We start from the raw sequence: 23,559 nt of genomic DNA, 5'->3' as shown, positions 1-23,559 counted from the left end.
GAGCGGATGAGCATCGACGTGACAGCCGAACGTCTGATCCCGCTTCCGGTCGACCGCGTCGCCCCCTACGCCATGGACTGGCGCCACGACCACGAGTGGACCCGGGGCATCCGCCGCGCCACGCTGTCCGGGGAGGCCGAGGGTGGCGGCTTCGGCGTCGGCGCGGAGGTGACCCGGGCGGCGTACTTCCTCGGCAAACGGATCGACTACGTGCTCCGGGTCGTCGCCCTCGAGCCGCTCCGGCTCCTCGACATGGCCTCGGTCGCGGGCCCCATGCCCATGCGCGTCACCTACACCTTCACGCCGCGGGGGACCGGCACCCTGGCCCGTATCCACGCACGCGGCGACCCGGGCGGCCACTACCGCCCGGCTGCCCCGCTGATGGGGCGCAGAGTACGGTCCTCGATCGGCAAGGACCTGCGCGACCTGGAGCGGATGCTGAGTCCGGCGAGCTGATGCGGGCCGGAGGGGTGGAACCTAGACTGGCGGCGCCCGAAAGATCCCGAGTCGAGGGAGACGCGCATCATGTCGAAGCGAGGCAACAAGCGCCGCGCCCGTAAGAAGAAAAGCGCGAACCACGGCAAGCGCCCCAACGCCTGACCGGAAAGCGCACGGGAGCCGGACCCGGATCGACGCGTCCGGCTCCCGGGGTGTGGGGGCCCGTGCGACGTGGCGCCCCGGGGGCCCGCACGCCGAGGCAGTTTGCCGACAACGGCGGCGGCGGCCGGTCCGCACGGCTAAAATGCGGAACTCGCCTACGAACAGGGCGATATGCCACAGGGGCGGGGCGGGGCCATGGCTTACGGAAGTGCGTTACGCGGAGGGGTACCTGCGGCGCTGTGCGCCGTGTTGCTTCTGGGATCCACGACGATCGGCTGTACGGCGGACGAGCGTGCACCCGACGGCCGCGCCGGTCCACCACCCAGCACAACCACCGCCTCCGCAGAGTCCACGCCCTCGGGCAGGGCCACCTCCACAGCCACACCGGCGCCGACCGTGCCCGACCGCCGCAGTGTCGAGGCCGACCCGGCGAAGCTGCCCCGCACGGCCTCCGCCGCGACGGAGCTGATCGGCGCGGTGCTGGCCGCGCCGGACGAGTTCGGCCACGGCGTGGTGCGGAGCGCGCCCTACGAGCGGGACCCCGGCTGGTGGCCGGTCCTCACGGAGGACTGCGTCTGGGAGCGGGCCGGACTGCCCGCCGACGTGCTGGCCAGCCGGACCCGCGACTACGAACTGCCCGCGGCCGGCGGCAAGGGCGCGGTGCGACTGACCGCGACCGTCACCGTGTACCGCACCACGCTCGCCGCCGACTGGGCCAACGCGGACACGCTGGAGGAGACCATGCGCTGCCCGGACCAGCGGCTGACCCGGGGGGAAGAGCTGAAAGCCGTGTTCTCGCAGGCGCACTACTTCGGCGAGGGACAGAACTCCTACGCCGAGGACACCCTGCTCGAGAACGGCCTGTACGCCCGCGACGGACAGGGCGGCCCGCACGCCTACATGTGGTGGCAGGCCCGGATCGGACCGGTGCAGGTGTCCGCCGCCGTGAAGGGCGCGAAGGGCCACTCCGATGAGGCGGCCACGGGACTGCTGGTCAACCCGATGGTGGCGATGATCGGCCGCGTCAAGGCCCGGATCGGCCACACGGTGCCGGAGTCGAAGGAGCGGACGCGGGAACAGCCCGCAAGGGAGCAGGAGACGAAGGGCCGGCAGACGGACGAACAGGGGGCGCGGGACTGATGGACAGGCTGCTGCCCTCAGACCCGCCGCGAATCGGCGGGTACCGGCTGCTGCGCCGCCTGGGCGCGGGCGGCATGGGCGTGGTGTACGCGGGACGGTCCGCCGGCGGCGAGCTGGCCGCGGTCAAGGTGATCCAGCCGGAATGGGCGGACGAGCCCGGCTTCCGCGCCCGCTTCCGCCGGGAGGTGGAGGCCGCCCGGCGCGTGAACGACCCCTTGGTGGTGCCCCTGCTCGACGCCGACGTCGAGGCCCGCGCACCGTGGCTGGCCACCGCGTATGTACCGGGGCCCTCCCTCGCGGAGGCGGTCGCCGCGTGCGGCCCGCTGCCCCCGGGCGCGGTGAGACTCCTCGGCAAGGCCCTGGCACGGGCACTGCGCGCCGTGCACGCGGCCGGGCTGGTCCACCGGGACGTGAAGCCCGGCAACGTCCTGCTCGCACTCGACGGGCCCCGGCTCATCGACTTCGGCATCGCCCGGTTCGCTTCCCCGACGGCGGTCACCGGGGCGGCGGGGGAGCGTGCCGGGGACGGTGAACTGACCGGCGCAGGCATGGTGGTCGGCACACCCGGCTTCCTGGCGCCGGAGCAGGCGCGGGCCGCGGAGACCGGCCGGCCCGGTGACGTCTTCTCGCTCGGGTGCGTGCTGGCGTACTGCGCGACCGGGCGGCTCCCGTTCGGTACGGGCGCGGTCGAGGCACAGCTCTACCGGACCGTGCACGACGCCCCGGATCTGGAGGGCATCGCCGACGGCGAACTGGTGTCGCTGCTGGAGCGCTGCCTCGCCAAGGACCCGGCCGCCCGGCCGACGGCTGCCGAGGTGGACGCGGCCCTCGTCGAGGACGCCCCGGACAGCCCGACGGACTGGCTGCCCGACCCCGTGGTCCGCCTTGTCGCCGGGGACTCGGCGGAGGCACTGGCCCTCCTCGACGCCGAGGACACCCTGGTCGACCCGTCCTCCGGGGAGCCGGCCGCGCCCGCCCGGCGGCGGGTCCTGGCCTGGGCGGCGGGTGCCACGGTCCTCGCCGCGGGCGGCGGCACGGCCCTGTGGGCGGCCTTCGGCCCGGACGACGCGGGCGGGGCCGGTACGGCAACGGGCGGCCCCCGCAGGGTGCTCGGGCTCCAGGCCGACCTGACCGGCCCCGGCAAGGACGCGGGCAAGGCCCAGGAGCACGGCGCGCGGCTGGCCGTCGAGGAGTTCAACGCCCGCGAGGACCGGCCCTTCAGTGCGGCCCTCGAGGTCGCCGACGACGGGGGCGACGAGGCCCGCGCGGTGACCGTGGCCCGGCGCCTCACCGGCCGGCCGGACGTCCTCGCCGTGCTCGGGCCGACGAGCGACCGGACCGTGCTCGCCGTCGAGGGCGTGTACGACGAGGCGGGCCTGCCGCTGCTGAGCGTCTCCACCGGACTGGCCGCCTCGTACAACGTGACGCGGCCCCAGTACCACTTCAAGGCCGTTCCGACATCCCGCATGACCGTCATCGGCGAGACCGAGCTGCTCAAGGAGCGCGGCAGCAGGCGCGTCGGGATGCTGTGGGACAGATCCGGCAGCGTCGGCGCCTCGGAGACCGCCCTGATCGGCCGGCGGGCGTTCGTCGAGGGCGGGATGGACGTCCACCCGCGGATCGTTCCGCGCGGTACGACGTCCTTCGGGGACGCCGTCGCCGGGATCCTGGCGCGCGGCGTGGACTCCTTCTTCTTCACGGGCGCCCCGGCCGGTGCCGTCGCCGTCGTCCGGGAACTGTCCGAGCGCGGCTTCACCGGGCTCCGCCTGCTCGGTCACGCGGCAGTCGACGCGGCGTTCCTGCGCGAGGCGGGCGCCGCCGCCGACGGCTGGCTGACCGTCAGCCCGTACCTCGCCCCGACGGCCTCCGCGCTGCGGGACTTCGCCTCGGCCCACCGCGACCTCCACGGCCGGACACCGGACGTCTGGGCGGCGGAGGCGTACGACGCCACCAGGATGGTCCTGGACCGGCTCACCGCGCTGGAGAACGCTCAGTCCCCCTCGTCGCCGTCCGCACCGGCGTCCCCCTCGTCCCCGTCCGCACCGGCGTCCCCCTCCGCAGCGGCCTCCGCACCGGCGACGGGCCCCACCCGCGCCCAGGTGGGCGGCGCGCTGGCCCGTGGCACGTACAAGGGCGTCGTCCGCACGTACGCGTTCCAGGACGACCGCACGCTGCGCGCCGACAACGGGAAGCCGTATCTGCACGAGATCAGGGGTGGCCACCTGCGCCATGTGAGCGGGTGACCGGGTGGGCGCACCACGCGGGCCGCTGAAGGCGCTGCGTCCCGAGGACCCCCGCGAGGTCGGTGGGCACCGGCTGCTCGCCCGGCTCGGCGCGGGCGGCATGGGCGTGGTGTACCTGGCGCGGACCGGCGGCGGGGCGCTCGTCGCGCTGAAGGTGATCCGCGCCGACCAGGCCGCCGATGTCGGCTTCCGGGCACGCTTCCGGCGTGAGGCCGAGGTGGCGGCCGCACTGACCGGGCCCTGGCTGGTGCCGGTCACGTCCGCCGACGCGGAGGCCGCCGGGCCCTGGCTGGCCACCTCCTATGTGCCGGCTCCGTCGCTGGCGGAGGCGGTCGCCGCGTACGGGCCGCTGCCCGAGCGCTGCGTACGGGTGCTGGGTGCCCGGCTCGCCGACGCGCTGGCCGAGGTGCACGGGGCGGGGCTGATCCACCGGGACGTCAAGCCCGGCAACGTCCTGCTCGCCCTGGACGGACCGCGCCTCATCGACTTCGGCGTCGCCCGCCCCGCGGGCGCCTCCGCGCTCACCGCCCACGGCGCGGTCGTCGGCACGCCCGGCTACGTGCCGCCCGAGCAGGCCGGCGGCAAGGGTGCGGACCCCGTTCCTGCGGGCGACGTGTTCGCGCTGGGCTGTGTGCTGGCGTTCGCCGCGTCGGGGCGGCGGCCCTTCGGCGACGGGGACCCGTACGGGGTGTTCTACCGCACGGTCTTCGAGGCCCCGGACGTGGCCGGTGTCCCCGACGGGCTGCGCGCCCTGGTGCTGCGCTGCCTGGCCAAGGATCCCGGGGACAGGCCGACCGCGGCGGCGGTGAGGGCGGCTCTGGCACCGGATCACGCAGACGGGGACTGGCTCCCTCCCGACGTGCTGCGCCTGGTGGCGGAGCGCTCCGCTGCGGCGCTGGACCCACCGCCTCCGGAGGGGCCCGCCACCCTCGTGCCCGCGCTCGAGGACCGCCGGCCGGGGCGTCGCGGGGTGCTGTTCGCGGCGGGCGCGGTGATGGCGGGCCTGACCGCGGGCGGCGTGGCGTACCTGGCGAGCCGCCGCCGGCAGACCGACCCGGTGGCCGCCGCCTCCCCGCCACCCGTGCACACCCTCGCCGTCCAGGCGGACCTGACCGGTCCGGGCCGTACGGACGGACTCGCCGTGGAGCGGGGCGTCCGGCTGGCGGTGGCGGCGCACAACGCCCGCGGCGCGGCGTACCGGCTGGGCCTCCGGGTGGCCGACGACGGCGGCGACCCGAAGCGCGCGCGGACGGGCGCCGAACGCCTCACGGCGGACGGAACGGTAGCCGCGGTCATCGGCCCGACGACCGCGGCGACCGCGGCCGCGGTGGCGGAGCTGTACGAACAGGCGCGGACGGCGATGCTCCTCGTCAACGTCTCGGACAGCAACACCCTTCATACGTCCAAGCACCGCACGATGGCGGTGACCAGGGCGGGCGAGAATGTGTTGCAGGCGGGCCTGATCAGCCACCTCACCCAGGAGGTGAAGGCCACCCGCACCGCCGTGATCGACGACCGGGCGGCGGGCGCGGCCGGCTGGGCATGGGTGAGCGGACTACGCGCCGCCCCGCCCGGCGGGGGCACGGTGACGGTGCATGCGGTCGACGCAGGCACGGCCGACTTCGCCCCCGCCGTCCGCGAGGCCCTGGCGGCCGGCCCCCATGCGGTCGTCCACTCCGGGACCTCGCCCGGCCGGGCGGCGGCCTGCGCCCGCGAGCTGGCCCGCCAGGGCTTCACCGGCGCGCGGGCGGCCGTGTGGCACGTGATGACACCGGCCTTCCTCACCGAGGCGGGCCGGGCGGCGGAGGGCTGGGTGTTCAGCGCCCCCTTCACGGCCTCCGACGCACCCGGCCTGTCCGACTTCGCCAAGGCCCACCGCGACCGGTACGACACGCACCCGGCCCGCTGGTCCGCCGAGGCGTACGACGCGGTCGGCCTCCTGACAGCCACCATCGACACCCTGCCCGCCCCCGACGTCACCGCCGCGACCCTGGCGCAGCGCCTGTTCACGACCGCCCACCAGGGCCTGGCCAAGCCCCTCGCCTTCGCCCCGGGTGTCACACACGCGTTCCGGCTGAGCGACACGTCCCTGTTCCAGTACGAGGTCCGCGGCGGCGCCTTCCACTTCCTGGGGCCGTACGGGAGTGTGCCAGCGGCGTCCGACTGATCCGTTGCAGCCGACGGCCACTCCGCCTCACTCATCTCCCCGTGCCCACCTCCCCCGTGCCCACCTCCCCCGTGCCCACCTCCCCCGTGCTCATCCGCCGGACGGACACGGGGACCGGCGTCCCGCCACCTCCAAGGCAGGCTCCCCGGGACGGCCTGCGGGACCGCGAGCAGCAGGTCGGCCGGCCCGGTCAGGGCCGCGTGACGAGCCATTAGGCTGTCCGCCATGGTGAAGCAGCAACGCGGCGAAGCAACGGTCGAGCATGTGCTCACCACCGCACTGCGCCTCTACGGGGAGTCGGACGGGCAGGGCTTCACCGTCAACGCCGTCACCACCGCCAGCGGTGTCAGTCTCGGCAGCCTCTACCACCACTTCGGCAGCTTCGACGGCCTGGCCGCGGCCCTCTACATCCGGTGCACGGGCGAGCTGTTCGACGAGATGATCGCCGCTCTGCAGCGCACCCGCACCGCCCGCACCGGCGTCCGGGCCCTGGTCCGCGCGTACCTCCGCTTCACCGAAGAGCATCGCGACGCCGCCCTGTTCATCCACGCCTCCGCCTACTCCGGCTACCTGGCGTCCCACGCCGAAGAGGTACGCGCGGCCAAGGGGGCCATGCTGGCACCCGTCGCGGCGTGGATGCGGCCCCGGATGGAGGCGGGGGAGATCGCGCCCATCGCCCCGTCGCTGGTGGAGGTCCTGGTCCTCGGCCCGGCGGCGGAGGCCGCCCGCCGCTGGCTGGCCAGCACGTACGACATGGACCTGGACGAGGCCGCCCGTGTGCTCCCGGACCGTATCTGGCGCTCCCTGCAGCCGGGCTGAGCGGCCGCGGCGGCCCGGCGCGAACAGGAGGACGTGGCCTCGGGCCGCAACGAGGATCTGCTGAACGGCACGCTCACCCGTCTGCTCGCCTGCGCCCTCGACGCCGGCTCTCCCGACCGCCGACCGCCTCCTGCCGCTGCACGCCGCGCCCCGCGCATCTCCCGCCGCCCGCCCGCCTCGAACCGGCCGCCCTCCTCCGAGCCCCGCCGACCTCCACCGTTACGCCCGGGACCTCGACTCCTTGCGCGACGAAGCCCACGGCATCCTCACGCCGCTGGGCGGCGACACCGACTGCACGCCGGTACTGGCGGATATGGTGGACCACTCGTCCCGACTTCTGCTGCGCCCTGGCCCGACCTGGCGCTGACCTGCTTGGCGCCGGCCAAACCCGCCCTGGCCCGACCTGGCGCCGGCCCGACCTGACCCGGCCCGGCGGCGCTCACCGGGCGGACGAGCACACCCCGCGGATGCTCTTCACGGTGCTGGACGTCAGCCCTTCCCCCTTCCCGAAGGGCGGTCCTGGCTCAACCGGTGGGCTGCGGCGGGGGAACGCGCACACACAGGCCGCTGTACGGGATGTGGCCGGGCGGGCAGGTGGGGTGGAAGAGAGGTGACGGCGGGGGGTACCGGTCCGGTAGCGAGGGCAGTGGGGGCCGTGAGCGCTGCTCGTTCTCCATGTCCCAGCGCAGCACGAACAGCAGCAGCGCGACCAGGGCCATGAGGAAGACGACCACCGGGAAGGCGGGCCGCTCCGGCTTGCCCTCCGGCTCCTCCGCCGCGACGGACTGGGGTGGAATCCGCAGGGCGGAGTTCGCGCCCGCCGTGCTCAGCTCCGTCTCGAGCGAGACCCCGCACAGCAGCAGAAGGGCGCGCAGCCGGGCAGCGCTGCCCGGGTCCGTCAGCGCGGCCGGGATCACCTCCAGTGCTTCGGCCGCGGCCGGGTCCTCGGACACGGCCCGGCCGGGGCCGTGCATGCGGAAGGTCCAGCGGGCCCGGCCGGCGGTCACGAGCACGTGCCCGGCCAGCAGTTCGAGGGCGAGGACGGCATGCCGGGCATCGGCCTCCCGCTGATCGCCCACGCCGTGCGGGCCCTGTCGGTCACGGTCCTCGCTCGGGGTCTCTCCACGCTCCTCCCATCGGTCGGCCATGCGCTGCGTCCACCACGTCCCGACGGTCCGGCGGGACTCTTCCGCCCTGGCTCCACGGAGGGCATGCGGCGAGGGCACGGCTTCCCACCGCTCGCCCCAGCCCGTGTCCCGCAACGCATCGGCGAGTTCGCCACCGCGCGCGCCGGTCAGCAGGTCCAGGACTCCACCGGTCGTCGGGCGTGTCAGGGCGATGAGCCCCATCGCCTGGTCCAGTTCCTCGACGGCGCGCACCGCCCGGCCTTCCGCCGCCTCCGTCAGCCAGTCGGCCCAGGGCCGCGTCAGGCGCTCACGACCGGGTGACCGCGGCGGAATCAGCGCTGTGAACACCCGGTCCGGCAGGGTCCCTTCGTCGTCGACGAGGACGTGGGCGGGGCGCAGGTCCGGTTCCGCCTGCCCTTCCGGCAGCGCCCGCAGCGCGTCCAGACGCTGTTCCAGCGGTGGATGCGAGTCGAACGGGTGACGCACGGCCACCGGGCGCCACGCCCCCTCCTCCACCTGGCGCACCCGGGTCTGCGCGTACCGCGGATCGGTGAGTGCGGCGTGGAAGGCGCGCACCGGGTCGTCCGGCAGACGGCCCAGCACCGACATGGGCGTCAGCACCCGTGAACGGAAGTCCTCCCACGCGGCGGCGACCGTTTCCACGGACATCAGGGCCCGGACGGCCGCATCCCTGCCCGCCACCGCCGCTGCCGCCGCGTCCGCCTCCAGTTCCTGCCGGCGACGTACGGCGAAGGACAGCCCGTTGTAGAGCCATGCGTACAGACTGAGTGTCAGGTGCTGGAAGCCCGTGTAGACGGTGACGATGGGATTGGCGACCTCCGGCTTGGCGAAGCTCTCGCGTGCCGCTTCCAGGCCGGTCGCTCCCCGGTAGACCGTCGCGGCAAAGCGGGTGTGCCCCTGTGCGTAGTGGGCGAGTTCATGCGCGAGGACGGCCCGCAGTTCGTCGGCCCTCAGTCCGGCCAGCAGCGGCACCCCCACGTACAGGCGCCGTTCCCACGTCTCGATCCGGCCGCCCGCCTGCTCGCTGACCGCGGCGTTGGCCTCCATGGTCAGGCGGATCTCCGTCGGGGCGGGCACCCCGATCCGGTCGGCCAGGTCCAGGACGGTCTCCCACAGGCCGAAGGCGTCGTCGAGGTCCACTGCCGCCGTGCCGGGGCGCGGACCGGCCCCCCTGCCGACTCCGATGATGAGCTGGGGGAGCATCACCAGAGCGGCGACTGCGAAGGAGATCTGCGTCAGCAGGAGGGGCAGGCCGCTTTCGCCCGCCGGGTCGAAGACCACCCGGGACATCACCACACCGAACACCGCGTACCCGCCGATGAGGACGACGGCCAGCACATGGAAGCCGACCACCAGGGCGAGCGCGGCGGCCGACCGCAGTGAACGGCGTAACCGGCTCACTCTTCCTCCCCTTCGGCCTCTGCGGCGCAGACATCCGCCGAGGCGGCGCGTACGGCGGCCAGTTGACGGCTGGGCCGCTCCGACCGGGCGACGGCGGCGCGCAGCCACAGCTCGGTCCGCCGCAGTGCCGCGGCGACGGGGTCGGCGGGAGCAGCCGTCTGGTCCCGAAGCCGCGCCAGTGCGTGCGAGGGCACCAGGCCGAGATCGTCGTGCCTCGCACGCACTGCCCGTCGGCTGCTCCCGGCGTCCGCCTTGTCCGACATGCCCACCGCCTTCACCAGTTGGGCGCGGGCCTTGAAGACACTGGACGCCACCGCGCCTCTGGTCAGGCCCAACTCGTCGGCGATCGCCTCCTGGGTCATGCCCTCCAGGCAGTTGAGCACCAGCACGGTCCGTTGCCGGGAGGGCAGTTCGGCCAGCGCGGTAAGAACGGCACGGGCCTCCACCGTCTGTTCGACTCCGGCCGAAGGGGGCGGCTGGAGCGAGTCCGGCTCCGCGGGCCGGATACGCGACCGGTCGCGGGCGACGGCCCACAGGCGCTGCCGGACGACCCGGTAGACCCAGGCGTCGGGAGCGTCGTAGTGACGCAGCCGTTCCCAGCGAGCGAAGGCCGCTGCGTACGCCTCCTGCACCGCGTCCTCGGCGTCCTGCGGATGCCCGCACAGCAGCAGGGCTCTGGCCGTCATACCGGGGAACGAGCGGGCGAAGAAGCCGTCGAACGGCTCGGCCGTCCTCACCGCCCCCGATGTGTGCGCCTGCCCGGTCACCGGCTCCCCCTCTCGTCCCCCCGGCCGGAAAACAGCGTCACTCCGGCCCGGCCCGGCCCGTAATGGTCCAGGAACAGGGTCGCGTTCCCGGACTCGGAGACGGCGGCCACGATACGCCGCCGTTCCCTGGACATCAGCCAGAACAGCAGGACTCTCGGCAGAGAGGCCACCACGCCCACGGCGGCCGCCAACATCATCGGTTCCTGCATCGGGAGCACTCCCTCTTGTTCGCCGGACTCCGGACAAGCCTTCGTCCAGTAACAGCCGTGGAGCGGGAGAGTGTTTACCGGCGATGTGGTTCGGGGTGCGATCGGCCGCACGACCGCCCCCGCCGCCCTCACGTCCACACCGTCCCAGGCCGTCGTGATCAGCTCCGGCGGTCCGGCGTCGACTACGGCGGCGACCGGCCGTGCGTCGGCGGCACCACCGGCGGCCGCGCCCGCGTCCTGCTTTCGTCGGCACCACCGGCGGCCGCGCCCGCGTCCTGCTTTCGTCGGCACCACCGGCGGCCGCGCCCGCGTCCTGCCGCGGTCGCCGCTGGGGCCGTGCCCGCCGGGACGAAGCCGGACTCCGCGGACCTGGGCCCGGTACTGCGACCGGATCCGCACCACGGGCGGCGGCGGGGCCGGGCGGCAGGCGCACCGTCGCCGACCGCGCCCACGGTGGCGTCACCGTCTCTCCCGCCTCCGGCATTCCGCGGATGCGGTTCGCCGCCGACCCGGTCCCCGAAGCGGTGGACGAGCTGAACCGGGACGCGTGGTCCGTCGCGGCGCCGCGTCCGATGCGTCGCTCTTCCTGCACCGGCCGCCCTCGGGAGCAGTCAGGTACTTCCCGGACACCGGCGCCGACTGGTCGCAGTCCTCCGTGTACGAGAAGGTCGCGGACGACTCCGGCTCTTCGCCGCCGGCGCTGTGAAAAACCACGGGACCCGGCCCCGCCCCGCCCGGTAGGTTCGATGCTGTTCGAAGGGGGAGAAGTGGCGAAGCTCAATCAGATCATCGCCGTCGAAAAGGGCGTCAAGAGCAAGTCGTACCAGGACATCACCGCGGCCCACCAGAAGGTGCAGAAGGTCGCGCTGCTGGCCGGGATCTCGCGCACGTACCAGCCGAAGGACGAGGAGGGCGAGCAACTGCCGCCCGAGTCCACACAGGTGCAGGTCGTGGCCGAGGACGTGCTGCGCGAGATGTCGGCGTCGCTGACCCGGCTGTTCGATGTGACCGCCACCAAGGACCGGGCCAACTGCTCGGCCCGCGCGGACGTCGTCGTCGACGGGCGGACCCTCGTCGCCGAAGCACCGGTCAGCTATCTGCTCTTCCTCGAGAAGCAGCTCACCGACCTGCACACCTTCGTGAAGAAGCTGCCCGTGCTGGACGCCGCCGAGTCCTGGTCGCAGGACCCGTCGACGGACTGGTGGAAGACGGACCCCGTACGCACGATCCGTACGAAGAAGGTGCCGCGCAACCACGTCAAGGCCGAGGCGACCGACAAGCACCCGGCGCAGGTCGAGGTGTACTACGAGGACGTGCCGATCGGTTACTGGACCACGGTCAAGTTCTCCGGAGCGCTCCCGGCGCGCAGGGTGAACGAACTGCTCGGGCGGGTCGAGAAGCTCCAGCACGCGGTGAAGTTCGCCCGCGAGGAGGCCAACGGCGCCGAGGTCACCGACCAGCGGGTCGGCGACGCGGTGTTCGGCTACCTCTTCGGCTGACGGCACACCGGCCGGCGCCGCCAGGCGTCGGCCCCACGATTGCCCCCGCGTGCGAGCGCGGGGGTGCGCAACAGACGCGGCCCGGAATTGAGGCCTGGTCCGCGTGATGGGCGCAAGCTGAAACTGAGGTTCAGCCTGACGACGCGGTGACAGTGAAGGTTCGAGTCCTTCTCCCGGCACCACACGGGCCGGGGTGGCCCAACATGGCAGAGGCAGCCGCGATCAAACTCAGACTCTCGCTCCAGATTCAGCATCGCCACTGATCGCCAGATCGACCGGGTACGGACGAACGCCGGCGGATGCGGGTTCGAATCCAGCCTGCACCTCTTACACGGTGCGGTAGTTCAAAGGAAGAACACGTCGGCCTGATGACTGATCCGTACCTTTAAACGCCACTGGCGTGCGCAATCGGGTGGCATCCCCAGGGACCCGGGAGCTGGATACGACTCCCGGGTCCCGCCACGTCCGCGGGCATGGTCGGCGGTCCGACCACCCACCCGGCCCGCCCCGCTCACGTGCTCCGCGCGGCCCGGCCAGGCCCCGCCTCACGCCCCGTCGCGCTCCACCCGTACGCCCTCCGGTACACCCCGCACCGGCCCCACGTGGCGCCCCAGCCGCAGCGTGGTCAGCCGGGGGAAGGCGCTGAGCGGGCCGAGGTCCCGGCGGGCGTCGTGGACCAGCAGGTACAGGTGGGTCAGGCGGTCCGCGACCAGGCCCTCGACCAGCTGGCCGGGGGTGAGCAGCTCGGCGACCTGGATGCGCTCACGGCCGCCGAGGCGGCGCAGCTCGGCCATCTCCTCCGGTCCGGTCACCGTGAAGTACAGGTCATCCGGGTCCAGATGGGCGATCACCTCCTCCGCGTACCGCTCGGTGTCGAACCGTCGCCACGCACCCGCCAGTTCGGCCCGAACGGCGAGTGAGCGCCGGTCACGCAGCCGGACCAGGTAGTCGATCGCCGCGTCGTCCCGCACCCCGGCCGCGGTCGCGGCCAGCAGCAGGGCGCGGTCGTCAAAGACCTTCTCCGGGTCCGGCAGCAGCTCCAGGGCTATCGGCCCGATCCAGCCCAGCCCGCGCGCACTGTCGAGACCGTCCGGCTGCACGATGAAACGGGTCCGCTGACGCACCATCTCCCGGGTCTCGGGGCTCATCTCCGTGGCGTGTTCCAGGCAGGCGGAGGCCAGCAGCTTGCAGTACTTGGCCTCCGCCGCCGTCAGCCCGGGCCGGGCGGAGACCAGCTCCTCCATCATCTGCGCGCATTCGTCCGGCCGGGCGAGCGAGACCGCCATGCGGATCACCTCGTCCCAGTCGGAACGGTGCGCGTTGTTGATCAGGAAGCGGATGTCGTGCCGCTCTACGGCCTCCTTGGCGCTCAGATAGTCCTGGAAGGTGCGGTGGACGAAGTCCACCACGCCCGGTGTCGGCATCCGCAGCAGCCCGGTGCGGTGCAGGAGATGGTCGAACAGCTCCTCCGGGGTGCCCTGCCTCCCGGCGCTCGGGATCGCCGGCAGATAGAGGTCGAGAATGCTGACCGCGGTGGTCCGGTCCACCTCGGTCAGGTCGTTCAGCAGCATCCAGTGCGCGAGTTTCTGCAGCAGCCGTTCCTTGGCCTCGCGGTCGATGACGATGCCGTCCGCGTCGACCTCGCGTTCGGGGTCCCGGCGCTCCAGCAGCATCGCCAGCGCCGCCTTGTACAGGGCCTTGCGGCCCCGCGGCAGGATGCCGCTGCGGTCCCGGTTCAGCGCGCAGATCAGGCTGCACATCAGCGGATTGGTGGCCAGCCCCCGCAGTTCCCTGATGAGCCGCACCGAGTGCAGCAGCCGCCGCTCGTAGTGGGGGAGACGGGAGTGGTCGGTGCCGGGGTCCGAGGCGGCGGCCGCGTGCCAGGAGCGGATGAACCGCGACACCTGGTCCCGGGTCATCGGGGCGAGCGTCAGCTCCGTGAAGCCCTGGGCCGCGAGCCACCGTTCGCGTACGGCCGTCGGGCGCGACGTCACCACCCAGCGGTTGCCGGGAAACGTGCGCTGCAGCGCGTCGATCTGCCCGCGCACCAGCTCACGCCGCTCGGCCGGTGCCTCGTCGATGCCGTCGATCAGCAGCAGCGCCCGCCCGGAGGTGAGGACCCGTACCGCCCAGCAGCCCGGCTCGGAGCCCGCCATGGGGTGGTGCGCCGCGGCCAGGAACTCGGCCGGAAACGAGCCCGGACAGCCGTACGCCCCGCTCGACGAGTCCGGCGCCCGCCCCTTCCCGTACGAAGAGCCGCTTGACGAGGGGGGTGACCACGCTCGCCCCGCCGCGCAGTCCGATGGTCGCAGGGTCCATCGTCCCGACCGTAGGGGAGCGCGGGGCACCGCTCAAGAGGGCTGCCCCCGCGGCCCGTTCGGCGCCTGCACCCGGGCGGTGGCCCGTTCCCCCGTGCGCCCCGCCGCGCCCGGTCCGCCGCGTCAAGGCACGTACCCTCGGCATAGTCCCAGGTCCTGCCCGGTGAGGACGCCCGTCGACCAGTGCGCCCGCTCTGCGCCCTTCTGCCGGGCGCGTCGGCGGGTCAGCCTGGGACACACGGGGGCCGGTGCCGCCTTACGGCGGCACCGGACAATACCGCGAAGGAGGCAGGGGCATGCTCGAGGAACTGACGGTCACCGCATGGCAGTACTTCGGGCACGACCGGCTCTATGTGAACCTGCCCGACGGCACGCCCATCGGCTGGGCGGACCGCAGGACCGGCGGCATCACCGTCGTCCACGCCCGCTACCGCGACGACGTGACCGACATGCTGGCCCGCCGTGCCCCCGAACTCCTGACCCGCCCACTGCCGGAGGTGCGTGTCCATCCGGGCGCCTTCGACGACACCGACGAGCCGGCGGCGGAGGCTGAGGCCGCCGGTGCCGTCGGCGCTGCCGCTGCCGCCCCGAGCCGTCCGGTCGAGCTGCCGCCGCCTGCCGCCCGGGCAGCGGGCGGCGCCCCCGTACGGAGCACGCCCGGACCGGCGGGGGCACAGGCGCCCGCAAGCCCCGGCAGGCCGGACCGGCTCCCCCTGCTGACCCCGGAGAACGACCTCGCCTCCCGCCGCCCCGGCACGACGCTGCGCGAGGAATCCTCCCCGGCCGGTGCCACGACCGCCGCCCCCGACTCGGGCCGACTCGAACGCCTCAGCTCCCGCCTTCTCCGCCGCCGCCCCATGCCCGAGTCACGCCGCAAGGAACTCCTCGGCGAACGCAGAACCGGCGCCGAAGTCGGCCGCCTCACCCGCCACGGCTGGCGCGTCCTGCACTCGATCCCGCTCGGTGACGGCGCGGACATCGACCACCTGCTGATCGGCCCCGGTGGCGTGTTCACGATCCGTACCGAATACCACCCGCAGCAGTCGGTGCGGGCCGATGACGACACCGTCCGCATCGACGACAGCGACCCGCTCCCGTACATCGCCGAATGCCGGGCCGAGGCCGCCCTCGTCCGGAAGGTCCTGGGGAGCCACTGCGACTTCCCGGTCCGCGTCCATCCCGTGCTCGTCTTCGTGGACGCCGCCTCCCTCGACGTCGCGGCCACCTTGACCGACGTCCGCGTCTACCGCGAACGCCAGGTCTCGGCCCTGGCCCCGCTGTCGGGCGAACTCACCGTCCGAGAGGCGGACCGGCTCTTCGACGTGGCGCGACGGGCGGAGGTGTGGGGCGGGGCGTGACCAGACTTCCCCGTCTCCACCGGACCGGCAGCACACGGCAGCCGGCGGCCCGGCCGTCTGGCCCGTGACCGCCGAGTACGGCACTGTGTCCTCGACCGTTCGTGCGAGACGCAGGGGGACCGGCATGTGGGAGCAACTACCGGCACTGGCCGGTGTCGTCGTAGGGGCCGCCGGCTCGTACGTGGCCACCAGCCTCACGGAACGGAGTCGCTGGCGGCGGGCCAAGGCCGAACGCTGGGACCAGAGGAGGCTGGACGTCTACGCCTCCTATGCCAACGCGTTGAAGCACCAGCTGAACATCGCGCAGCGGATGGGCGCGGCGAGGGGGTTCCAGCACGCCGTGGACCCGCTCGACCCGGAGGAGGGTCTCGCCCAGATCGTCGAGGCCGAAGCGCGACGTGCTGCGGAGTGGGAGTCCGTGCTGCTCATCGGCGACGCCGAGACCATAGCGGCAGCCCGCCGGTGGCACGAGGCCGTATGGAACGTCGAGTTGTACGCGCGCGGCCAGAAGCACGACCCGGCCGGATGGGAGAAGGCGGTCAGGCGCATGAGCCTGGCACGCGACGCCTTCTACGGCCTCGCGCGGCGTGACCTCGGCATCACCGGGCCGCCGCCGCCGTCCGGCAGCTGGCCGAGAGCGTGGCAGCACGAGGACGACGCGGAGAGTGCGGACGAGTCGGCAGCGGCCGACGCCGCGCGCCCCTGACCGGCCCCCCAACCTCCTGCACTCGGCGACGCGCTTCGCCTCCGCACCACGCGACGCCCGCCTCGCCCGCACCCGGGAACGGCGTGAACTGCGCGTCTTCGGCGTCCGGGCCACCGTCACCCGCACCGTCCCCGCCGGCCGCCCGCTCCTGCGATTCCATCGGTGCAGTGCCGCTCGGTCGTCCACCCGTGCGACCGGCGCGACACCCGGGCGACGGCATCGGGCTCATCGAGCCACTGGCCCCGCTCCCGCGGGAGCAGGGCCACGAGACGAGTCGCGGAGTGTCATTCGTCCGGTGTGGCTCTACGCATCCGCGGACGGCTCGCTGGAGGGCTCCGGAGGAGGCGGGGCCGAGGACGACGCGTACCGTGTGCGCAGCTCGCGGACGACTCCGAAGGCGGCGGCGGTGACCGGCACGGCGAGGAGCACGCCGATGATTCCGGCCACGGACGCGCCCGCGGTGAGCGCCACCAGGACCATCGCGGGGTGAATCCGCACGGTCCGGCTCTGGACCATGGGCTGGAAGATGTTTCCCTCGAGCACCTGTACCACGAGCACCACCCCCAGCACCCACAGTGCGATGACGAGCCCCCGGTCGGCGAGCGCGACCAGCACGGCCGCGGCCCCGGAAAGGAAGGCGCCGAGGTAGGGGACGTAGGCACCGATGAAGACGATCGCGCCGAGGCCGAGAGCACCCGGCACGCGCAGGACCAGCAGGCCCGCGGTGATGCACACCGCGTCGATGAGCGCCACCACGGTGGTGCCCCGCATGAACCCCTCGACGCCCTCGAAGGCCCGCCGGGCGATCGCCTCGACGGTCTCGGCACTGCCGTGCGGGACGAGAGAGCGCAGGGTGCCGGCGGCCTGATCGGCGTCGCGCAGGAAGAAGAAGACCAGCAGCAGCGCGAGCACCGCCATGCCCAGCGCCTGGACGGCGAAGCCGACCCCGCTGACGATGCCCGAGGCGGCCGTTCCCCCGAACCTTCCCAGCATGTCCAGGGCATCCTGGGCGAGATCGTCCAGGGAGGTGCCGGACGCACCGAGCTGATCGGCCAGATCACGCACCGCCTTGCGCAGCGAGGCGACGATCTGGTCCCAGGTGTCGACCAGGGTGACCGTGACGATGTACACGGCACCGCCGACCACACCGAGTACCGCCATGCAGGTGAGCCCGGCGGCGACGGACCGGTTGACCTTCACCTTCACGAGCCACCGGTGCAGGGGCAGGAGCAGCGCGGCGCCGAGCAGGGCGAGCAGCACGGGGACCACGGCCGGCCGGAGCGCCACGCACAGCTGGATCCCGATGTAGACGACCCCGGAGACCAACAGGACGACGGCGCACCAGGCGGCGAGCCGGCGGACGGGCTCCGGGAGTAGCTGCACGCGTCCAGCGTACGCACGGGTCCCGGTCCTGAGCGTGTACGGCCCGCCGCGTGACGTGACAGACGTGATGTGCCGTGACTTGACGTCATGTGACGTGCCGTCAGTCCTGGCAGCGGGCCGCCCGATGGCGGACTCGCTCGCCACACAGGCCCGACTTCGTGCGGCGTCCGCGTGTCGTACCGGCGAGGAGTGCCCGTACGGGGAGCAGGGGAGTGCCCGTACGGGGAGCAGGGGAGCCGAGAGTCTGCCCGGCAGTACAGTCTTTGCCCGGCGGTACGGTCTCTGCCGGCAGTACGGTCAGGGCATCGGGCTGTGTGTCCATCGCCCGGCCAGCGCCTGCTCGACGAGCTGGGTCAGCTCGGTCAGCCGGAGACGCTCGGTGGGGTGCAGGTTCTGTGCCTCGACAGTGGAGCGCAGTCGGGTGAGTGCGGCGATGACGGGCGGCTGCTGCCCAGGTGCGCAGCTCCAGGCGACTTCGCGCAGCAGCATCGCGATGCGGGTGAGGACGGCGGGCTCGGCCGCGCCGTAGCGCAGCGGCTGGTCCACCGCCAGATCCAGCAGATCCTCCAAGGTCGGGCGCCTCAGCACCACTCTGACCTGCTGGTCGTCGTCGAACAGCAGGTGCGGACCGAGGTCGCGCTGTGCCAGGTCGCACAGCAGCGCGGAGGAGTGGGACAGGGCGTGGACAGCGGTCGTCGGGTCGTTGACTCCTGGGGAGAGCGCTTTCGCGGCGATGTCGGTGAGCTGCCGCAGCCCGAAGGCGATGTCCTGGAGGTCGGTGCGTTCGCTACCGGTGATCACCGCTTCGGCGACTGCTTCCACCAGGCGTGCCCGTGTCTCGGGGGCGAACGGCTCTCCGTCGCGTGGCCACGCGGCTCCCATGGGCGTGCCGATGATGAGCGAGCTGCCGGGGCCGCGGTCGATGAGCAGGACGGCGTCGGCTGCCACGGCTGCCTTCAGAAGAGCTTCCTCGTCCACGGAGGTCAGGAAGCCGGAAGCGCCGACGGTCAGGGTCAGAGTGTTCGGGGGCGGTTCCGGCGGAGCGCCACGACGGTCCTTGGCGGCGCGATTCTGCCGTGCCCTGTCCGCCTCTTCCCTCCTCTCCCCCTCTTCTCCCTTTTCCGGCTCTCCCGTCTCTTCCGGCTCTCCCGGTAGAAGCCGGTGGATGGTGCGGTCGGCGGCGGAGTGGACGCTGCTCATCATCGTCTCGACGCGGATCTCGCGCGCCAGGTGCGACAGGAAGACCACGAGGGCGAGCACGCTGGCCAGCGTCAGCAGGAAGGCCAGTGTGACCGACGCCTGGGGGACGAACTCGGTCTGCCCGTCCTCGCCGGTGTGTACGGTGCGCAGCACGGTCAGGGCGTACGTGAACGTGGCGAGGAAGAGCGCCAGAGTCGTCTGGAAGTACCGGTCCGCGGTGAAGGTCCGCAACAGGCGCGGAGAGAACTGGCTGCTTGCCAGTTGCAGCGTCAGCACAGTGAGCGAGAAGGTCAGAGCGGTGACCGTGACCAGCGAGCCGGCGATCGCCGCCAGCACCGACCGTGCGGCGTCCGCGTTACCGCTGAACAGGTAGTCCCGCAACAAGGGCGGCATGTCGTCCCGGATCCGCTTGTCCATCCGCGGCATCCCCACGCCCGCGGCGATGGCGAGCGTGACTCCCAGCGTCGGCAGGGGCCACAGCTGCGCCCGGAGCGTGTCACGCATCGGCGAAGGGGTGACGAGCCGGGAGCCGGGCCGCGGCGGGGAGGGGCGAGGGGGACGGCGCGGGTGGCGGGGCCGCCGGGCCCACCGGGGCAAGGCGAACGGGCAAGCGCTTGGGCATCAGCACAAGCTCACGTTACAGACCATGACAAGTCGGACGAACCCTGAAACGCCGCCGCGGGTCATCCTGCCTGGCTGAGGGTGTCGCGACCTGCTCTCTTTGAAGGCGCGGCGAACCGCCCGCGCCCGCAGTGGGGGAGCGCCATGCCTCCCCCAGCGGCGTTGGTGGGCTGTCGGCGTTAGCGTGAAAGAAGTGACGCAACCACTACCTACACGTGGGAGGGCAACCGTGATGATGGCTGCCGACGACCGGAAACAGCCCGGGGCGAACGACCCGGGATCACGGGGCAGGACGACGATCGCCGACGGTGTGGTCGCGAAGATCGCCGGCATGGCCGCCCGGGAAGTCCCAGGCGTCCACGCGATGGGCGGCGGGCTCGCACGGGGCGTGGGGGCCATGCGGGAACGCATGCCGGGCACGGGTAAGGCGGTCACCGCCGGAGTCAAGGTCGAGGTGGGCGAGAAGCAGACCGCCGTCGACCTCGAGTTCATCGTCGAGTACGGCTTGGCGATCGGCGATGTCGCGGGTGATGTACGCGAGAACGTGATTTCCGCCATCGAGCGGATGACGGACCTGGAAGTCGTCGAAGTCAACATCACGGTCAGCGACGTGCATCTCCCTGACGACGAAGAGGAAGAGAAGGAGTCCGGACGGCGAGTCGAGTAGCCCCTGTCGGTGACTGCCCCACTCGCCACTCACTCGCGATGAGTGAGCGACAACGAAAAAGAGCCGGACCCAGTGGGACTGGGTCCGCTCTTGAAGTCTGGCACTTCCGCAGGTCGGCGGGCGGTTCACGCTGTTCCGGCTTCTGTGCCCCCGGCAGGATTCGAACCTGCGCACACGGCTCCGGAGGTCGTCGGCCTTTCCAGCGTTTTCCCAGGTCGGCGGAACACCTGACGCTATGTTGGCCGCGCGGTCCCACGCATGTCCCACGATCTGGAAATGTCCCTTTCCAGTGCTCCTGTCTCGATTGTGTTGTCTGCTGGCGCCCGCGGTCCAGGTCCCGGACGGCCGCCGACAGGCTCGTGATGTCGTAGGGGCCGTGGTGTCGGCGATCGTTGACGCAGAACGCCGGTGTGCCTGCCACGCTGCTGAGGTCGGCGGACTCGATGTCCTCGGCGACTCGGGCGGCGACGCCGACGGCGTGCGGGGAGGCCATGGTGCTCACGTATTCCGTCAGTTGAGTGGCGTGGCGCCAAGCCGCTTCCTGAGCTTCGAAGTGTCTGACGCGGTACTCCTCCGCGTACTGGACGCGGGCTTCTTCGATGGCGGCTCCCCTCAGACGTGGTCCCCGCCGTTCTGGCAGTCGGCGCAGATTCCGATGAGTTCCAGTGTGTGCTCGACCTCCTCGAAGCCCGTCGAGCGTACGACGGCGGCGACCCAGTCCTCGACAACATCTGTGTCCAAGGGCTCATTGCGGCGGCATCGACGGCACAGGAGGTAGTGGCGGTGTTCGGCTTCGGGGCGGTACCGGTAGAGCTTCTCTCCCACGTCGTCGCGTACGACGTCGGCGGCATCGGCCCGCTCCAGGTCCTGCAGCGCCCGGTAGACGGTGGTGAGCCCTACGCGGACACCCGCCTCGCCCATCAGCGCGTGGAGTTCCTGGGCGGAGACGAAGCCGGGGCAGTCGGCGAGGGCCTGTCCGACGGCGGCGCGCTGGCGTGTCATGCGCCGGCTGGTCTCCGCCCCTGTGACCGTCACAACTGACTCCCTGATGAACGCTGTTCCTGCGGTACGACGCCCGGGGCCTGCGGAGCACGTTGCACGGCTCGCCGGCCCCGGGCCCGATGACGATCGCATGCCGTGTTCGGGACATGCGGTGGGGCCTCAGTCCATCGTGGGCGGAGGTGTGGACCGGGCCACCAGCCGAGCGAGGACGAGTGCCACGAGTGTCAGCCCGCCCAGCACCGCCGCCGTACCGGGGTATCCGCCGAGCGCGAGCCCGACACCGCCGAGTCCGGCGCCGAGGAAGACACCGAAGCTCATGCCGGCGGCGTTGATGCTGAGCGCCGTGCCGCGCAGGGAACCGCAGCGTCGCACGAGCAGCGTGGTGACGCAGGCCGCCACCGTCGCGTGTCCGACGCCGACCAGTGCCGTCAGCGGCAGGGCGAGGAACAGGGACTCCGTGAAGAAGACGCCGACCAGGGCGGACAGCGCCACCAGCAGCGCCAGTGCCATCAGGCGCTCGCTGGGGATCCTCGGCTTCTCGGCGCTCAGCAGTCGCCCGGCGAACAGGTTCCCGAGGAAGAACGACGTGCCGCTGAGCGTCCACACGATCGCGAACGTCTCGGGTCCGAGACCGAAGCGTTCGTCGTAGAAGGCCGCGAGGTAGGCGAGGTACCCCATGAAGGCCGCCGTCCGCAGCATGGCGACCAGCAGCAGCGGCACCACTCCGGGCAGGGCTCCCAGCAGCCGGAACGACTCCAGGTACCCCGGCTTCTCGACCTTCTCCGCCGCGCCACCCACATCGTGGCGACGGCGGCCCCGGAGGAGGAAGTACAGGGCCAGCACGGCCGAGATCGCGGCGATGGCCCACAGGTCACCCTGCCAGCCCCACAGCAGGGCCGGCAGAGCGACGAGCGGCGCCGCGAGGAGGGCGGTCAACGACTGCGTGGCGGTGATCAGCGTCGCCGCGCGGCCCGCGGCGGCCTCGTTGTCGAAGCGGTCGGCGGCGGCCGCCGTCAGCGCCGGGTTCAGTACCGCCGTACCGGCGCCGACGAGCAGGCAGAAGGCCGCCAGCAGCAGGAAGTCGCCGCTCGCGCCGAGCGCGGCGGAGACGGCCAGCACGGCGAGTCCCCCTGCGGCCGCCCATTCCTTGCGTACGCGGTCGATCAGCGGTGCCAGCGCGGTGCCCACGGCCAACGCCGCGAGGCCGCCGAGGCCGCGCAGCTGGCCGAGGGCGGCGACGCCGCCGTCCGCGGCGTGGGCGATGGGCACGAGGAAGGTGCTGTAGATGGTGAAGGGCACCAGCCCGACGGCCGAGGCGAGCATGAACGGCCACAGGAGGCGGGTCATCTTCCAATCGCCCGGTACGGCTCCGTCGCCCGTCACAGCCTGCCCCACGACCGTGTCGGTGGCCTCAGCGGGAGCCTCTGGGGAGGCCGTAACGCCCTGGGTCTCGCTGCTCATGCCTGCTCCGCCCGGTACCGGTACAGCGCGGTGGCGTCGGCGCTGAACTGGGAGAAGGGGAAGGGCTCGGCGGACAGCGCGGTCACGCCGGCACCCAGGAAGGCGCGCGCGACCGCGCTGCCCGTCTGGGCGTACACCACCAGCGGGAGTTCCTGCTTGCGGCAGTGTTCGAGGATCTGGTCGAAGCTGCCGTTGCTGAGGGTCATGCCGGTGGCGACCACGGCGTCGGCCTCGGCGAGGACCTGCGTCATGTCGTCGGTGACGGGGTCGCCCCAGTTGGTGGTGCGCAGGTTGAGGTCGCAGGGCAGCGGGGTGCCGCCCTGCTCGCGTATCGCGGCGACGAGCGGGTTGACGACGCCGATGAGGGCGACTTTCGCGCCGGGCGCGATGTCGAGGAGCCCGGCGACGGCCGCGTCCCTGGCCTCCGCGCGTTCTTCCGGCGTTCCGGTGGGAAGAATGACGGGTTCGGCGTTCGCGGCGCTGCGGTGCGGCTGTACGCGCCCGAGGTAGGCGTCGAGCGCGGCGATGCGCACCGGCGCCGAGTCGTGCCGGATCAGGGTGTCGAGGGTGTGCCCGGAGGCGTCGGCGCAGAAGTCGGGGGCGACCTCGCCGGTTTCGAAGGAGCAGGCGCCGAAGGCGTCGCCGGACCTCATCAGCAGGTAGCTGTTGCGGTAGGTGACCTGGCTGCCGGCGAGCCGGGTGGTGTGGTGGAGCCAGAAGGCGCTGGTGACGGCCAGTTCCTGGGGGCGCGGCCCGTAGGCGCCGTCGAGGACGGCCTGCTGGAGCTCGGGTACGGAGTACGGCTGTGAGAGAGGCATATCGGTTCTTTCTCGGGGGGATGGAAGGGAGG

The 23,559-nt window shown here is 72.7% G+C and carries 19 protein-coding genes; 10 read left to right on the top strand and 9 right to left on the bottom strand.

Translation table 11 applies throughout. The annotated features are described in order from the left end of the window. Positions 1-6: 6 nt before the first annotated feature. From AB0903_RS05005 to AB0903_RS04985, 5 genes are all read left to right on the top strand, one after another. Positions 7-456 carry an SRPBCC family protein gene (locus AB0903_RS05005; protein ID WP_366699094.1) on the top strand — a complete coding sequence of 150 codons (450 nt, stop codon included), beginning with the start codon at positions 7-9 and terminating at the stop codon, positions 454-456. Between the two features lie 390 nt (positions 457-846). Next, positions 847-1,740 carry a hypothetical protein gene (locus AB0903_RS05000; protein WP_366699092.1) on the top strand — a complete coding sequence of 298 codons (894 nt, stop codon included), beginning with the start codon at positions 847-849 and terminating at the stop codon, positions 1,738-1,740. Then, positions 1,740-3,983, top strand: a complete 2,244-nt coding sequence (locus AB0903_RS04995; protein ID WP_366699090.1) for a bifunctional serine/threonine-protein kinase/ABC transporter substrate-binding protein — start codon at positions 1,740-1,742, stop codon at positions 3,981-3,983. The genes AB0903_RS05000 and AB0903_RS04995 overlap by 1 nt, the downstream gene beginning before the upstream one ends. 4 nt (positions 3,984-3,987) lie before the next feature. Continuing rightward, positions 3,988-6,150 carry a bifunctional serine/threonine-protein kinase/ABC transporter substrate-binding protein gene (locus AB0903_RS04990; protein WP_366699088.1) on the top strand — a complete coding sequence of 721 codons (2,163 nt, stop codon included), beginning with the start codon at positions 3,988-3,990 and terminating at the stop codon, positions 6,148-6,150. Between the two features lie 225 nt (positions 6,151-6,375). Beyond that, positions 6,376-6,969, top strand: coding sequence for a TetR/AcrR family transcriptional regulator (locus AB0903_RS04985; protein ID WP_366699086.1), 594 nt, complete (start codon positions 6,376-6,378; stop codon positions 6,967-6,969). A 524-nt stretch (positions 6,970-7,493) separates the two neighbouring features. On the opposite strand, the gene AB0903_RS04980 is transcribed toward AB0903_RS04985, so the two are convergent. The 3 genes from AB0903_RS04980 to AB0903_RS04970 are packed head-to-tail and all read right to left on the bottom strand — an operon-like array spanning position 7,494 to position 10,494. Beyond that, a complete protein-coding gene (locus AB0903_RS04980; protein WP_366699084.1) occupies positions 7,494-9,518 on the bottom strand; it encodes a M48 family metalloprotease in 2,025 nt (674 codons plus the stop codon). Beyond that, positions 9,515-10,285, bottom strand: coding sequence for a sigma-70 family RNA polymerase sigma factor (locus AB0903_RS04975; RefSeq protein ID WP_366699082.1), 771 nt, complete (start codon positions 10,283-10,285; stop codon positions 9,515-9,517). Before AB0903_RS04975 ends, AB0903_RS04980 begins: the two co-directional genes overlap by 4 nt. Next, the gene (locus AB0903_RS04970; protein ID WP_366699081.1) at positions 10,282-10,494 is read right to left on the bottom strand and encodes a hypothetical protein; all 213 of its coding nucleotides are present in this window, start codon (positions 10,492-10,494) and stop codon (positions 10,282-10,284) included. The genes AB0903_RS04975 and AB0903_RS04970 overlap by 4 nt, the downstream gene beginning before the upstream one ends. A 547-nt stretch (positions 10,495-11,041) precedes the next feature. Between AB0903_RS04970 and AB0903_RS04965 the strand changes: the two genes are divergently transcribed. Together AB0903_RS04965 and AB0903_RS04960 are read left to right on the top strand one after the other, a co-directional pair. Continuing rightward, positions 11,042-11,200 carry a hypothetical protein gene (locus tag AB0903_RS04965; RefSeq protein WP_366699079.1) on the top strand — a complete coding sequence of 53 codons (159 nt, stop codon included), beginning with the start codon at positions 11,042-11,044 and terminating at the stop codon, positions 11,198-11,200. A 61-nt stretch (positions 11,201-11,261) separates the two neighbouring features. Then, positions 11,262-11,993 carry a hypothetical protein gene (locus AB0903_RS04960; protein ID WP_366699077.1) on the top strand — a complete coding sequence of 244 codons (732 nt, stop codon included), beginning with the start codon at positions 11,262-11,264 and terminating at the stop codon, positions 11,991-11,993. A 545-nt stretch (positions 11,994-12,538) separates the two neighbouring features. Here AB0903_RS04960 and AB0903_RS04955 read toward each other — a convergent pair. Further along, a complete protein-coding gene (locus AB0903_RS04955; RefSeq protein ID WP_366699075.1) occupies positions 12,539-14,341 on the bottom strand; it encodes an NACHT domain-containing protein in 1,803 nt (600 codons plus the stop codon). Positions 14,342-14,607: 266 nt separating this feature from the next. Here AB0903_RS04955 and AB0903_RS04950 point away from each other — a divergent pair, with 266 nt between their 5' ends. Continuing rightward, complete coding sequence (locus AB0903_RS04950) at positions 14,608-15,669, top strand: nuclease-related domain-containing protein (RefSeq protein WP_366699073.1); 1,062 nt, start codon at positions 14,608-14,610, stop codon at positions 15,667-15,669. Between the two features lie 124 nt (positions 15,670-15,793). After that, positions 15,794-16,375 carry a hypothetical protein gene (locus tag AB0903_RS04945; RefSeq protein ID WP_366699071.1) on the top strand — a complete coding sequence of 194 codons (582 nt, stop codon included), beginning with the start codon at positions 15,794-15,796 and terminating at the stop codon, positions 16,373-16,375. A gap of 303 nt (positions 16,376-16,678) precedes the next feature. Here the strand turns inward: AB0903_RS04945 and AB0903_RS04940 are convergent, their stop codons facing one another. Beyond that, on the bottom strand, positions 16,679-17,758 hold the full coding sequence (locus AB0903_RS04940) for an AI-2E family transporter (protein WP_366699069.1): 1,080 nt from the start codon (positions 17,756-17,758) through the stop codon (positions 16,679-16,681). 297 nt (positions 17,759-18,055) lie between these two features. Then, positions 18,056-19,462 carry a DUF2254 domain-containing protein gene (locus AB0903_RS04935; RefSeq protein WP_366699067.1) on the bottom strand — a complete coding sequence of 469 codons (1,407 nt, stop codon included), beginning with the start codon at positions 19,460-19,462 and terminating at the stop codon, positions 18,056-18,058. Positions 19,463-19,811: 349 nt separating this feature from the next. On the opposite strand from AB0903_RS04935, the gene AB0903_RS04930 reads away from it, so the two are divergent. After that, positions 19,812-20,246: an Asp23/Gls24 family envelope stress response protein gene (locus tag AB0903_RS04930; RefSeq protein ID WP_366699220.1), complete on the top strand. Its 435-nt coding sequence runs from the start codon at positions 19,812-19,814 to the stop codon at positions 20,244-20,246. A 612-nt stretch (positions 20,247-20,858) separates the two neighbouring features. On the opposite strand, the gene AB0903_RS04925 is transcribed toward AB0903_RS04930, so the two are convergent. The 3 genes from AB0903_RS04925 to AB0903_RS04915 all read right to left on the bottom strand — a co-directional run bounded on the left by AB0903_RS04925 (position 20,859) and on the right by AB0903_RS04915 (position 23,527). Further along, positions 20,859-21,281, bottom strand: coding sequence for a Fur family transcriptional regulator (locus AB0903_RS04925; RefSeq protein WP_366699065.1), 423 nt, complete (start codon positions 21,279-21,281; stop codon positions 20,859-20,861). Positions 21,282-21,407: 126 nt separating this feature from the next. Further along, complete coding sequence (locus AB0903_RS04920; protein WP_366699063.1) at positions 21,408-22,709, bottom strand: MFS transporter; 1,302 nt, start codon at positions 22,707-22,709, stop codon at positions 21,408-21,410. Beyond that, positions 22,706-23,527 (bottom strand): DUF364 domain-containing protein, encoded by an 822-nt coding sequence (locus AB0903_RS04915; RefSeq protein WP_366699061.1) that lies wholly within the window; start codon positions 23,525-23,527, stop codon positions 22,706-22,708. Before AB0903_RS04915 ends, AB0903_RS04920 begins: the two co-directional genes overlap by 4 nt. Positions 23,528-23,559: the final 32 nt, after the last annotated feature.

The sequence above is a fragment of the Streptomyces sp. NPDC048389 genome (assembly GCF_040706335.1).
Lineage (GTDB): Bacteria > Actinomycetota > Actinomycetes > Streptomycetales > Streptomycetaceae > Streptomyces.
Note: the sequence above shows the minus strand (reverse complement) of the source record. Positions and strands in the feature narration are given on the sequence as shown.

Excerpts from the sequence above, each read along its gene's own strand:
- AB0903_RS04970 (WP_366699081.1), bottom strand. The coding sequence starts at position 10,494 with ATGCAGGAACCGATGATGTTGGCGGCCGCCGTGGGCGTGGTGGCCTCT.
- AB0903_RS04995 (WP_366699090.1), top strand. The coding sequence starts at position 1,740 with ATGGACAGGCTGCTGCCCTCAGACCCGCCGCGAATCGGCGGGTACCGG.
- AB0903_RS04935 (WP_366699067.1), bottom strand. The coding sequence starts at position 19,462 with ATGCGTGACACGCTCCGGGCGCAGCTGTGGCCCCTGCCGACGCTGGGA.
- AB0903_RS05005 (WP_366699094.1), top strand. The coding sequence starts at position 7 with ATGAGCATCGACGTGACAGCCGAACGTCTGATCCCGCTTCCGGTCGAC.
- AB0903_RS04950 (WP_366699073.1), top strand. The coding sequence starts at position 14,608 with ATGCTCGAGGAACTGACGGTCACCGCATGGCAGTACTTCGGGCACGAC.
- AB0903_RS04915 (WP_366699061.1), bottom strand. The coding sequence starts at position 23,527 with ATGCCTCTCTCACAGCCGTACTCCGTACCCGAGCTCCAGCAGGCCGTC.
- AB0903_RS04920 (WP_366699063.1), bottom strand. The coding sequence starts at position 22,709 with ATGAGCAGCGAGACCCAGGGCGTTACGGCCTCCCCAGAGGCTCCCGCT.
- AB0903_RS04945 (WP_366699071.1), top strand. The coding sequence starts at position 15,794 with ATGTGGGAGCAACTACCGGCACTGGCCGGTGTCGTCGTAGGGGCCGCC.
- AB0903_RS04930 (WP_366699220.1), top strand. The coding sequence starts at position 19,812 with ATGATGGCTGCCGACGACCGGAAACAGCCCGGGGCGAACGACCCGGGA.
- AB0903_RS04985 (WP_366699086.1), top strand. The coding sequence starts at position 6,376 with ATGGTGAAGCAGCAACGCGGCGAAGCAACGGTCGAGCATGTGCTCACC.